Origin of the sequence: Micromonospora sp. NPDC005215 (assembly GCF_040607915.1) — a bacterium.
Taxonomy (GTDB): Bacteria; Actinomycetota; Actinomycetes; order Mycobacteriales; family Micromonosporaceae; genus Micromonospora.
This window is the reverse complement of the sequence record NZ_JBEXHQ010000050.1, coordinates 1-11,677: the sequence shown is the minus strand read 5'-3', so window position 1 is coordinate 11,677 and position 11,677 is coordinate 1. Positions and strand designations below refer to the sequence as shown.

Genomic DNA, 11,677 nt, shown 5'->3' with positions numbered 1-11,677 from the left:
CGTATTCGACGGCCGCCTGGCTCGGGCTGATCGTCGTCGCCGGTCAGGGATGCTCCAGGATGAGGACGGCGAACGTGCCGGGAGCGAGCGCCTCGTAGCGGTGCGGGGCATCGCCGGGGAACGCCGCGTAGTCACCGGGCCCGAGTTCGACAGGGGCCGTCTCGGGGCCGACGCGTAACCGGCCGGCGGCGACCACCACGTGTTCGATGCTGCGCGGGGTGTGCCCGTCCGCGGCTCGGGCCGCGCCCGGCTCCAGCTCGATCAGATAGACGTCCCGGCGCAGGTGTGCCGCCCCCGCGCTGAGCAGCGTGCCGGTGAAGTCGGCCTGCTCGGAGCGGACCCGGGACCCGTCCCCGGCCCGGATCACCCGTACGGCGTCGTCGGCGGGCTCCACCAGCCGGCTGAACGGCACGCCGAGCGCCACGCCCAGCGCCCAGCGCGTCTCCACGCTCGGGTTGCCGGTGCCCGACTCCAGTTGGGAGAGGGTGGACTCGGCCACCCCCGCGCGCCGGGCCAGCTCGGTCAGCGAGATGCCCACCCGTTCCCGCTCCCGGCGCACGGCGGCGGCGATGGTGGCCAGCGGAGCGGCCGGTTCCGGAGGCATGCGTTCGCTCCATCGGTTCGGCGTTCGTCGTGGCGAACAGCGGCAGCCTGTTCAGCAGGATGAACCCTGCGTACCACCAGCGTCCCCTCGGCAGGAGCGATCCGCCCAGCTACGGCGAAACCGCTGCCGCCGGGGACGCCGGGGACAGCGGTTCGCTGATGGTGTGGAGGTCGTGGGAGGTCGGCGTCAGACCTTGTCGCCGAGCTTGACCTGTGGGGCGGGGGCGCGCATCCGCCGGAAGGTGATCGACCGCATGACCGCGTAGAGGTAGAGCGAGCCCATCCGCTGGCCGGTCTTCGGGAAGCGCTCCCGGACCAACTTGCTGATCTTGCGGCAGATCAACACCGAGTCGACGACCACACCCAGGGCCAACGCGCCCCAGAGCACGTTGGAGATCAACCGAACCAGCGGCGGCATGGCCGCGTTCGACCCGATCAGCACGATCAGCGCGCCGCCGAAGAACCAGGTGCCGACGGTACGCCGGGAGTCGACCACGTTGCGGGCGAGCAGCCGCTCCGGGCCCCGGTCACGCGGGCCGCCCTCACGGCGGAACTCCGACGCGGACTCGGCGCGCAGTCGGCGACGACGCTCCCGCTCCTCCTCCTTCGTGAGGGGGCGGCTGGGGCCGGCCGGGCGGCGACCTACGGTCGGCCGCTTCGGCGTCTCCCGACCCTTGGTCGGGGTGTAACCCCGGGAACGCTCGGCGGTCTCCTCGGTGGTCAGCGAGGAGACGGCCTCGTCAACGAGGTCAGTGGACTTGCGGCGAAAGAGCGACGGCACGCGGCAAGGGTAGCCAACGACCCGCGCCCGGTGCACATCGCGGTGCACCGGGCACTACGGGACGGTGTTCGGAGTTACGGACGCTCGGCGTGCGCGCCCAGGTCGGCGAGCTTCGCCTCGAAGTCCTCGTAGCCCCGGTTGATCAGGTCGACGCCGTACACCCGGGAGGTGCCCTCGGCCGCGAGCGCCGCGATCAGGTGGCTGAACCCGGCCCGCAGGTCCGGGATGACCAGGTCGGCGGCGTGCAGCTTGCTCGGCCCGGCGATCACCGCGGAGTGCTTGAAGTTACGCCGGCCGAAGCGGCACGGGGTGCCGCCGAGGCAGTCCCGGTAGACCTGGATGTTGGCGCCCATCGAGTTCAGTGCCTCGGTGTAGCCCAGCCGCTGCTCGTAGACCGTCTCGTGGACGATCGACAGGCCGCGGGCCTGGGTGAGCGCCACGACCAGCGGCTGCTGCCAGTCGGTCATGAACCCGGGGTGTACGTCGGTCTCCAGCGCCACCGCGTTCAGCTCGCCGCCCGGGTGCCAGAAGCGGATGCCGCCCTCCTGGCCCGGGTCGCCCAGCTTCGGCGCACGCGCGTCGGTGACCTCGTACTCGCCACCGACCGAGCGGAAGATGTTCAGGAAGGTCATCATGTCGGCCTGCTGCGCGCCGAGCACCTCGACGTGGCCACGGGTGGCCAGCGCGGCGGCCGCCCAGCTCGCCGCCTCGATCCGGTCCGGGATCGGCCGGTGGGTGTAACCGTGCAGCTTCGGCACACCCTGGATCTCGATCACCCGGTCGGTGTGGACCTTGATGATCGCGCCCATCTTCTGCAGGATGCAGATCAGGTCGATGATCTCCGGCTCCACCGCGGCGTTGCGCAGCTCGGTGACGCCCTCGGCCATGACCGCGGTCAGCAGCACCTGCTCGGTGGCGCCGACGCTCGGGTACGGCAGGGCGAACTTGGTGCCGTGCAGCCCGTTCGGCGCGGACAGGTGCAGACCCTCCGGCCGCTTCTCGACAGTCGCACCGAACTCGCGCAGCGCCTGCAGGTGGAAGTCGATCGGGCGCGGGCCGATGTGGCAGCCGCCCAGGTCCGGGATGAACGCGTGCCCCAGCCGGTGCAGCAGCGGCCCGCAGAACAGGATCGGGATCCGGCTGGAACCGGCGTGCACGTTGATCTGGTCGGTGCTGGCGCTCTCCACGTTCACCGGGTCGAAGACGAGCTCGCCGTCCTCGGCGCCGTCGGTGACCTTGACGCCGTGCAGGCCGAGCAGACCCCGGACCACCTCGACGTCGCGGATCTTCGGCACGTCGAACAGCCGGCTCGGGCTGTCGCCGAGCAGCGCGGCGACCATCGCCTTCGAAACCAGGTTCTTCGCGCCACGCACGCGGATCCGCCCTTCGAGCGGAGTGCCTCCGTGCACGACCAGGACGTCGTCGCTCAACGCAACCTCCAGCGCGTCGGTGCTGCCGTGTTTTTTGGTGGGGAGCCTGAACGTTGTCGCTACCCCGAATGCGGCCAGGTTGAAACGGCCCGCGTATGTCGTCGCCTCGGCAGCATAGCCCTCGGTGACGAAAAAGGACTCGGTCAGATCGGCGTGTGTGGCATTAATCGGTGATGCGGCACTTTTGCGTACCAAGAGCGCTACGGATCGTGATCAGGACGCCGCCGGCGGCGGGGTGTCCGCACCGGGCAGGGCGAGCATCTGGTCCAGGGCGACCCGGGCGTGGTGAGCGGTGTCCGCGTCCACCGTGATCTGATTGACGACCCGGCCCGCGACCAGCTCCTCAAGAGCCCAGACCAGGTGTGGCAGATCGATCCGGTTCATCGTCGAGCAGTAGCAGACGGCCTTGTCCAGGAACATGATCTGCTTGTCCGGGTGCGCCAACGCGAGCCGGCGGACCAGGTTCAACTCGGTGCCGAGCGCCCACGCCGAACCGGCTGGAGCCGCCTCGACGGCCTTGATGATGTATTCGGTCGAACCCACGTAGTCGGCCGCGGTGACCACCTCGTGCCGGCACTCCGGGTGGACCAGCACGTTGACGCCCGGCACCCGCTCGCGTACGTCGTTGACGCTGTCGAGGGTGAACCGGCCGTGCACCGAGCAGTGCCCCCGCCAGAGGATCATCTTGGCGTCGCGCAGCTGCTCCGGGGTGAGCCCGCCACCGGGCTTGTGCGGGTCGTAGAGCACGCAGTCGTCAAGCGACAGGCCCATCTCCAGCACCGCCGTGTTGCGGCCCAGGTGCTGATCGGGCAGGAAGAGCACCTTCGACCCCTGCTCGAACGCCCAGTCCAGGGCCCGCTTGGCGTTGGACGAGGTGCAGACCACGCCGCCGTTGCGGCCGACGAAGCCCTTGATGTCGGCCGACGAGTTCATGTACGTCACCGGCACGGTCTGGCCAGCGATCCCCAGCTCGGTCAGCGTGTCCCAGGCGGCCTCGACCTGGCCCAGCACCGCCATGTCCGCCATCGAGCAGCCCGCCGCCAGATCCGGCAGGATCACCCGCTGGGCGTCGGTGGTGAGGATGTCGGCGCTCTCGGCCATGAAGTGCACGCCGCAGAAGACGATGTACTCCGCGTCCGGACGGGCCGCGGCCTCCCGGGCCAGCTTGAACGAGTCGCCTGTCACGTCGGCGAACTGGATCACCTCGTCGCGCTGGTAGTGGTGCCCCAGCACGAAGACCCTGCTCCCCAGCTTCGCCTTCGCGGCCGTGGCGCGGGCCACCAGATCCGGATCGCTGGGTGCCGGCAGGTCACCCGGACACTCGACGCCGCGCTCGGTGTCGGGGTCGCTGCCCCGGCCGAGCAGCAGCAGAGCCGTCGCGGTGTTGGAGGGTTCCAGCCAGGTCGAAGTCACGTAGCCCATGGTCCCACAGCAGGAGCGCGACGCAGCTTCCCTCGGTGTGGGCTGCCACACTGCTCGGCATGCGCGTGCTGCTCTGCCCGGACAAGTTCGCCGGCACCCTGTCCGCACCGGAGGTGGCCGCCGCGGTGGCCGACGGCTGGCGCACCGTCACCGACGGCGACGAGCTGCTGATCCGGCCGCTCGCCGACGGTGGGCCCGGCTTCGTGGAGGTGCTCGCCGAAGCCCTCGGCGGCCAGCGGTTGCCGGTGTCGACGGTCGACCCGCTGGGCCGGCCGGCCGCCGGTGAGATCCTGCTCACCACCGACGGCGCGACCGCCTACCTGGAGAGCGCCCAGGCCTGCGGGCTGCACCTGCTCGGCACCGCCGAACGTGACCCGAAGACCACCACCTCGTACGGGCTGGGCCTGCTGGTGGCCGCCGCGGTGGAGAGCGGCGCGCGGACGGTGGTGATCGGGCTGGGCGGCTCCGCCACCAACGACGCGGGAGCAGGAATGCTCGCCGCGCTGGGCGTGAGCCCGCTCGACCCGAGCGGCGCCGCGCTGCCGTACGGCGGGGCGGCGTTGGCCCTGGTCGACGCCCTCGACGGCGTACCCCGGCTGCGTGGCGTCCGGCTGGTCGCGGCCACCGACGTGGACAACCCGCTGCTCGGGCTGCACGGCGCGAGCAACGTGTTCGGTCCGCAGAAGGGCGCCGACCGTGCGGACGTACTGCTGCTCGACGCCGCGCTGGAACGGTTCGCGGAGGTGCTGGAGCGGGATCTGGCCGGCTGCCCGACGGGGCTCGGCACGTTGCCGGGGGGCGGGGCCGCCGGGGGCATCGGTGCGGCCATCCTCGCCCTGGGCGGCGGCTGCGCGTCGGGAATCGGGGTGGTCACCCAGGCCACCCGACTGGACGCCGCCCTGGACAGCGTCGACCTGGTGATCACCGGTGAGGGGTCGTTCGACCACCAGTCGCTGCGCGGCAAGGTCGTCGCCGGGGTGGCCGGCGCCGCCCGCGACCGGGGGGTTCCCTGCGTGGTGGTGGCCGGGCAGGTGAGCACCGGCCGGCGGGAGGCCGCCTCGGCCGGGGTGACCGACGCGTACAGCCTGGTCGAGCACTTCGGTGGCGAGGAGCGCGGAGGGCTCGACGCCGCCCTGAGCCGGCCGGCGGCGGGGCTGCACGCGCTGGGCGCCCGGCTGGCCCGGCAGTGGAGCCGCTGAGGCCGCCGACGGTCCACCACCGGGGCCGACCTGCGGCGGCGATCACGCCACGCGGGTGAGCCCGGCCGGGGCGGCGTACGATCGGAACCGGACCACAACCGGGAATCACTGGACGGCGCACGGCGTTGGCCAGTGCGTCCGGACCCACACCGCGCAGGGAGACTTCCACGTGACCACGCCAGCGCAGACCGAGTCGACCGAGGCCCAGGCCCCTACTTCCGTCGTCCTCACCGACGTCGCGGCGCAGAAGGTCAAGGCCCTGATCGAGCAGGAGGGCCGCGATGACCTGCGGCTCCGCGTCGCCGTGCAGCCGGGTGGCTGCTCCGGCCTGCGGTACCAGCTCTTCTTCGACGAGCGTTCGCTCGACGGTGATGTCGTCACCGGCTTCGGCGGTGTCGAGGTCGTCGTCGACCGGATGAGCGCCCCGTACCTGTCCGGCGCGACGATCGACTTCGCCGACCGGATCGACGCCCAGGGCTTCACCATCGACAACCCCAACGCGGGCAACTCGTGCGCCTGCGGTGACTCGTTCAACTGAGTCACACGACACACCAGCACAGGCGGGGCCGTCCTTCGGGACGGCCCCGTCGTCGTGGTGGCCTGGGAGCGGTCCCGAGGCGGCGGTGGCGGGCCGGTTACCGGTGTCCGACCGACGGGACACAACCACCGTCAAATTGCCGGGCCGGTAGGCTGACCGCGCCCTGCTCCCGACCCCGAGGGTTGACATGAAGATCGCCGTGACCGGCTCGATCGCCACCGATCACCTGATGAGTTTCCCCGGTCGCTTCGCCGACCAGCTCATCGCCGATCAGCTGCACAAGGTGTCCCTCTCCTTCCTGGTTGACGATCTGGTGCTCCGTCGCGGCGGTGTGGCCGCGAACATCTCCTTCGGCATGGGGCAGTTGGGTCTACGCCCCGTGCTGCTCGGCGCGGTCGGGGCGGACTTCGCCGAGTACCGCTCCTGGCTGGAGCGCCACGGCGTCGACTGCGACTCCGTGCACATCAGCGAGGTGGCGCACACCGCCCGGTTCGTCTGCACCACCGACACCGACATGTGCCAGATCGCGTCGTTCTACGCCGGCGCGATGAGCGAGGCCCGCAACATCGAACTCGCTCCGGTCGCCGACCGGGTCGGCGGACTGGACCTGGTGCTGGTCAGCGCCAACGACCCCGAGGCGATGCTGCGGCACTCGACCGAGTGCCGCACCCGCGGGTACGCGTTCGCCGCCGACCCGTCGCAGCAGCTCGCCCGGATGCCCGGCGAGGACGTGGTGGCGCTGATCGAAGGCGCCGAGTACCTGATGACAAACGACTACGAGAAGTCGCTGTTGCAGAGCAAGGCGAAGCTGAGCGACGACCAACTGCTGGACCTGGTCAAGGTGCGGGTCACCACGCTGGGCAAGCACGGTGTGGAGATCGCCGGGCGGGGCATCGACCCGATCCACGTACCGATCGCGCGGGAGATCCGGGCGGTCGACCCGACCGGGGTGGGCGACGGCTTCCGGGCCGGATTCTTCACCGCGCTCTCCTGGGGGGTCGGCCTGGAACGGGCCGCTCAGGTCGGCTCGCTGCTGGCCACGCTCGTTTTGGAAACCGTCGGGACCCAGGAGTACGACGTCCGCCGCGACCTGTTCGTCAAGCGCCTGGCCGAGTCCTACGGCGATGCCGCCGCCGACGAGGTCCGCCCACACCTGCTGCCGTAAGTCGGTTGTCCGATTATTGACAGCCTAGGGGCTTTATGCGGCCTGGTCCGGGGTGGTGAATCTCGGACCGGCCGTGGCCTCGGTGGCCGTTCCGGTTGAGCAAAGCGGGCGTCGAGGCGGTGCGGCGTGGGGCTCGCCGCGCCCGGACGGGCTCGTTCAGACCACGGCTACCGTCTTCAGGTATCGCCGGAACCCGTCGACCGGTGCGCTGAATCCGAGGGATCGGTAGAGCGCCTGAGCGTTGGCGCGGGCGCTGTTGGAAACCAGTTGGATCTTGTAGCAGCCGCTGCCCTCCGCATAGTCGATGGCGGCAGTCATCAGGGCACGTCCGATGCCCAACCGTCGCTTGCTCGGGTCCACCACCAGGTTCTCGACGACGGCCCACGGGCTGCCGTCTCTGGAGAGATTGCTGACCACCACGATGTCGACTGTCCCGACGGTCTGCCCGCCCGTGACGGCTACGAACAGTTGGCGATTCTGCTGGCTCAGGATCTCCTCGAGTAACTCGACCTCACGAGCGGAGGCGGGTGTCTCGCGAACGCCGTCGTGCATCAGTTCGAGCAGACGGACCAGGTCGTCGACATCCGACAGCTGAGCCGCACGTACGGTGAGGTCAGGACTCATAGACGCCTCGTTCGATACACATCGCTCATCCTCCACGGGGCGCTCAGTGGCTGCCTTGTCTCCCGTCCCACATAGTCCGGTCTGATCGAACTCGCCGGGTGTGAGAAGAGTGAGACCGTCTTGATCATACTCGGTGACTTGGACTTGGCGAGGTCAAGGGCCGCCCGGAGATCCTGACCCGAATACAGCTCCCCGACGGCAAGTAACAGCTTTTTGCCGGCAAGATCGGGCAACACTCCCGGATAACGGATATGGGCGGCGCTGACTCCGTCCGTCCTGTCGAGAATGGTGTCCACCACGAACAAGGGGAGGTGGCCCATGTTCCCCGCCAACATGCCGCCCAGGATGGCGCCGCCGCGTCCCACTCCGATCACCACGTCGGGATCGAAGCTCGACGCCTGTATCTCTTCCAACAGCGATCTGGTGCACGTCTCGACCATTCTCCACGAGATCTTGTTTCGCTCCCGCACAAGTCTGATCGAGAAGAAGATGGAGATGAGGCCGGCGATGCTCGAAATGACCAATGACACCACGTTCATTATCGCCACTGGGTCCTCCGTCTGAGGCTCAGGTAGACGCAGCATCGTAACCGACCGCAGGGAAGCGCACTCTGCCGCGACAATCGGCGAATTCTCGGCAAGGTTGACAGCCGAGGCATTGTCGGATATTGCTGTTTCCCCGCCGTCGGGACAGGCGGAAGCGACCCGACGAGTCACCTATCGCCGGCGGTGACCATCGTGGGTCGCCGCCGGTGGTGATGAGTGCCAGAAACGGCGGGCGTGCGTGGCGCGAACCGCCGGGTCAGTGCGAGCGGCGGACGTCGTACGCCGGTCCGTCGGGTCCGTCGACCGACCCGAGGAACTCCTGACCGCGCATCCGGCACCAGGCGGGGATGTCGACCGCTGCCGCCGGGTCGTCGGCGAGCACCCGGACCACAGTGCCGACCGGCACCTGCGGCAGCCGCCGGGCCGCCGCGATCACGGGTAGCGGGCAACGCTGCCCCCGACAGTCGATCACTTCGTCCGGCATCGTCACAGCCCCACCACCCCAGCCTCGGCACGCAACTCGGCGACGATCCCGGGCAACTCGCCGAGGAACCGCTCGACGTCCGCCTCGGTGGTCTCCCGATGCAGGCTGACGCGCACGTTGCCGTGCGAGAGCACCCCCATCGCCTCCAGCACGTGTGACGGACGCAGCGTGGACGACGTGCAGGACGAACCGGACGACACGGCGAAGCCCCGCCGGTCCAGCGCGTGCAGCAGCGCCTCCCCGTCGACGTACAGGCACGAGAAGGTGACCAGGTGGGGGAGTCGGAGCACCGGGTCGCCGACCACCTCCACGTCGGGCACCTCCACCGCGACCCGCGTCCGGATCCGGTCCACCAGCGCGGCCAGCCGGGTCGCCTCGGCCGCCGCGTCCGCCGCCGCCGCCCGCAGGCTCGCCGCCGCCGCCACCACCGCCGGGAGGTTCACCACCCCCGGGGTACGCCCACCCTCCCGCTCGTCGGCCGGCCAGGGGGACTCCCAGCGGGTGCCCTTGCGCACCGCCAGCACCCCCACCCCGGGAGGGCCACCCCATTTGTGGGCGCTCGCGCTGAGTACCGACCAGCCGACCGGCAGGGGCACCCGGCCGACCGACTGCGCGGCGTCCACGTAGAGCGGCACCCCCACCTCGGCGCAGGCGGCGGCCGCCTCGGCGACCGGTTGCACCGTCCCCACCTCGTGACTCGCAGTGATCAGCGCGGCCAGCGCGACTCCGGGCGCGCGAACGGCGGCCGACCACGCGGTCAGGTCCAGCCGGCCCAACCGGTCGACCGGCACGCCGGTCGCGGTCCCACCCGCCGCCACGTGTCGCTCCGCCGCGTGCAGCACCGCCGAATGCTCGATCGCCGAGTGCACAAGCGTCGACCCGACCCGGTGCCGGGCAGCCAGGCCACCGAGCACCGCGCCGTGCGCCGCGGTCGTACCGCTGGGGGTGAAGGACACCTCGTCCGCGCGGACGCCGAGCGTCAGCGCGGTGGCCTCGCGCGCGGCGTCGAGCAGTTGTCGTGCCCGGCGGGCCTGGGCGTAGAGCTTGCCCGGGTCGGCCCAGCCGTCGTCGAAGGCCGCCAGCAGGGCCTGCCGCGCGACCGGATGCATCGGCGCGGCGGTCGCCGCGTCCAGGTAGACCGGGGATGCGCTCACAGATCGACACGCTATCGCGGCGGTATGCCCATCATCCCCCCAATGGGGGGCGGACAGTGACCCCACCACTGTCGAGTCCGTCATGGTCGAGTAATCTGCGACCGTCGGTGACGCCTTTGCCGCCGGTGCTGAGGAAAGACGCACCGCGGCGCGCTAGGGAGGCAGGACCAGGTGGTCGCAAGGAGTTCGGAGGTACGGCCGTCGGCCGTACGGCACAGCGCTTCGCCAGGGGTCGGTGGACGCCGGGGGCGTGGTGCTGGTCGGTTGGCCGGGCTCGGTCTCAGTGGCGTCGCGCTGCTGATCCTGCTCACGGGCTGTGATGTGGGCCAGGCGTTTGACGGCTTCGGCTGGCCGCAGGGCGGCATCTCGGCGGAGTCCAAGCGGATGTACGACCTGTGGATCGCCTCCTGCATCGCCGCGCTCGCGGTCGGCGTCTTCGTGTGGGGCCTGATCTTCTGGTGCGTCGTGCGCTACCGCAAGCGTGGCAACGCGCTGCCGGTGCAGACCCGCTACAACCTGCCGATGGAGTTCCTCTACACCATCGCGCCGATCCTGATCGTCTCCGTGCTCTTCTACTACACGGCGATCGTGCAGACCGACGTCGACAAGTTGTCGAAGAACCCGGACGTCACTGTCGAGGTCGTCGCCTTCAAGTGGAACTGGCAGTTCAACTACCGCGACGGCCAGGGCACGGAGGCCCGCACCACCGCGTCGACGCTCGGCACCAGCGAGGTCATTCCGGTGCTGGTGCTTCCGACCGGCCGGTCCATCCGCTTCGAGGAGACCAGCCGCGACGTCATCCACTCGTTCTGGGTGCCGGAGTTGCTGTTCAAGCGGGACGTCATGCCGGGCAAGATCCGCAACGTGTTCGAGGTCTCCAGTCTGGACGCCGAGGGCGCCTACGTCGGACGCTGCGCCGAACTGTGCGGCAGCTACCACGCGTTCATGAACTTCGAGCTGCGGGTGGTCTCGCCGGAGAAGTACGACCAGTTCCTGGCAGCCAAGCAGAGCGGCAAGTCGACCCAGGACGCGTTGGCCCAGATCGGCGAGCAGCCGTACGCGGAGACCACGCAGCCGTTCGACACCCGGCGGACGCAGGACAACTTCAACCCGGACAAAGTTCCGGCCAGCACGGGAAGCTGAGGCAGCCGCATGAAGACCGAGTGGCGTATCTTCCTGATCATCGCCGGGTTCCTCTTCGGTGCCACCATCCTCTACGGCGCGTGGACCAACGGTGAGTCCGGCGGCGTCGAGTGGGTGGGCACCGTGGCCCTGCTGCTGTCGTTCCTGCTCTGCTCGATGTGCGGTGGCTTTTTCTGGTTCGTCTCCCGCCGCATCGACCTGCGCCCCGAGGACCGTCCGGACGCCGAGATCGCCGACGGCGCCGGTGAGGTCGGCTTCTTCAGTCCGGGCAGCTACTGGCCGTTCGGTCTGGCACTGGCCGCCGCGACCGCCGCGCTCGGCATGGTGTTCTGGCAGTACTGGCTGATCGGCGCCGGCCTGCTGGCGGTCGTCTTCTCCGCCTGCGGGCTGCTGTTCGAGTACTACAGCGGCACCCGGCGCACCGCCGAACACTGATCCACCCGGTCGCCGTCGCGACCGACCCGTCCGCCACGAAGGCCCGCATCCCACTGGGGAGCGGGCCTTCGTCGTCGCGCGCCCCAGCCGGTGCGGTGGCCGGGCGGTGCGGGGCTGGCCGGGCGGTGCGGTGGCCGGGCGGTGCGGGGCTGGC

At 70.2% G+C, this 11,677-nt stretch carries 13 protein-coding genes; 5 read left to right on the top strand and 8 right to left on the bottom strand.

Going from position 1 to position 11,677, the window contains the following annotated elements; translation table 11 throughout:
• Positions 1-43: 43 nt before the first annotated feature.
• The 4 genes from ABZU25_RS28225 to nadA form a co-directional block, all read right to left on the bottom strand.
• Positions 44-604, bottom strand: coding sequence for an XRE family transcriptional regulator (locus ABZU25_RS28225; RefSeq protein WP_355032391.1), 561 nt, complete (start codon positions 602-604; stop codon positions 44-46).
• Between the two features lie 186 nt (positions 605-790).
• Complete coding sequence (locus ABZU25_RS28220) at positions 791-1,384, bottom strand: DUF3043 domain-containing protein (protein WP_355032390.1); 594 nt, start codon at positions 1,382-1,384, stop codon at positions 791-793.
• A 74-nt stretch (positions 1,385-1,458) separates the two neighbouring features.
• Positions 1,459-2,814 carry a UDP-N-acetylglucosamine 1-carboxyvinyltransferase gene (gene murA, locus ABZU25_RS28215; protein WP_355032389.1) on the bottom strand — a complete coding sequence of 452 codons (1,356 nt, stop codon included), beginning with the start codon at positions 2,812-2,814 and terminating at the stop codon, positions 1,459-1,461.
• A gap of 213 nt (positions 2,815-3,027) precedes the next feature.
• Positions 3,028-4,227 (bottom strand): quinolinate synthase NadA, encoded by a 1,200-nt coding sequence (nadA, locus tag ABZU25_RS28210; protein WP_355032388.1) that lies wholly within the window; start codon positions 4,225-4,227, stop codon positions 3,028-3,030.
• 68 nt (positions 4,228-4,295) lie between these two features.
• Between nadA and ABZU25_RS28205 the strand changes: the two genes are divergently transcribed.
• The 3 genes from ABZU25_RS28205 (at position 4,296) to ABZU25_RS28195 (ending at position 7,138) form a co-directional block, all read left to right on the top strand.
• Positions 4,296-5,435: a glycerate kinase gene (locus ABZU25_RS28205; protein WP_355032424.1), complete on the top strand. Its 1,140-nt coding sequence runs from the start codon at positions 4,296-4,298 to the stop codon at positions 5,433-5,435.
• A 169-nt stretch (positions 5,436-5,604) separates the two neighbouring features.
• Positions 5,605-5,973 (top strand): iron-sulfur cluster insertion protein ErpA, encoded by a 369-nt coding sequence (erpA, locus tag ABZU25_RS28200; RefSeq protein ID WP_355032387.1) that lies wholly within the window; start codon positions 5,605-5,607, stop codon positions 5,971-5,973.
• Positions 5,974-6,160: 187 nt separating this feature from the next.
• Positions 6,161-7,138, top strand: a complete 978-nt coding sequence (locus ABZU25_RS28195; protein ID WP_355032386.1) for a carbohydrate kinase family protein — start codon at positions 6,161-6,163, stop codon at positions 7,136-7,138.
• 156 nt (positions 7,139-7,294) lie between these two features.
• Here ABZU25_RS28195 and ABZU25_RS28190 read toward each other — a convergent pair whose 3' ends face one another.
• From ABZU25_RS28190 to ABZU25_RS28175, 4 genes are all read right to left on the bottom strand, one after another.
• Positions 7,295-7,762, bottom strand: a complete 468-nt coding sequence (locus ABZU25_RS28190; protein WP_355032385.1) for a GNAT family N-acetyltransferase — start codon at positions 7,760-7,762, stop codon at positions 7,295-7,297.
• Positions 7,759-8,301, bottom strand: coding sequence for a phosphoribosyltransferase family protein (locus tag ABZU25_RS28185; protein ID WP_355032423.1), 543 nt, complete (start codon positions 8,299-8,301; stop codon positions 7,759-7,761). Before ABZU25_RS28185 ends, ABZU25_RS28190 begins: the two co-directional genes overlap by 4 nt.
• 262 nt (positions 8,302-8,563) lie before the next feature.
• On the bottom strand, positions 8,564-8,797 hold the full coding sequence (locus ABZU25_RS28180) for a sulfurtransferase TusA family protein (protein WP_355032384.1): 234 nt from the start codon (positions 8,795-8,797) through the stop codon (positions 8,564-8,566).
• Positions 8,794-9,945 (bottom strand): aminotransferase class V-fold PLP-dependent enzyme, encoded by a 1,152-nt coding sequence (locus tag ABZU25_RS28175; protein ID WP_355032383.1) that lies wholly within the window; start codon positions 9,943-9,945, stop codon positions 8,794-8,796. Before ABZU25_RS28175 ends, ABZU25_RS28180 begins: the two co-directional genes overlap by 4 nt.
• Before the next feature lie 171 nt (positions 9,946-10,116).
• On the opposite strand from ABZU25_RS28175, the gene coxB reads away from it, so the two are divergent.
• The gene (gene coxB / locus ABZU25_RS28170) at positions 10,117-11,088 is read left to right on the top strand and encodes a cytochrome c oxidase subunit II (RefSeq protein ID WP_355032382.1); all 972 of its coding nucleotides are present in this window, start codon (positions 10,117-10,119) and stop codon (positions 11,086-11,088) included.
• Between the two features lie 9 nt (positions 11,089-11,097).
• Positions 11,098-11,523, top strand: coding sequence for a cytochrome c oxidase subunit 4 (locus ABZU25_RS28165; RefSeq protein WP_355032381.1), 426 nt, complete (start codon positions 11,098-11,100; stop codon positions 11,521-11,523).
• The last annotated feature ends 154 nt before the right edge of the window (positions 11,524-11,677 follow it).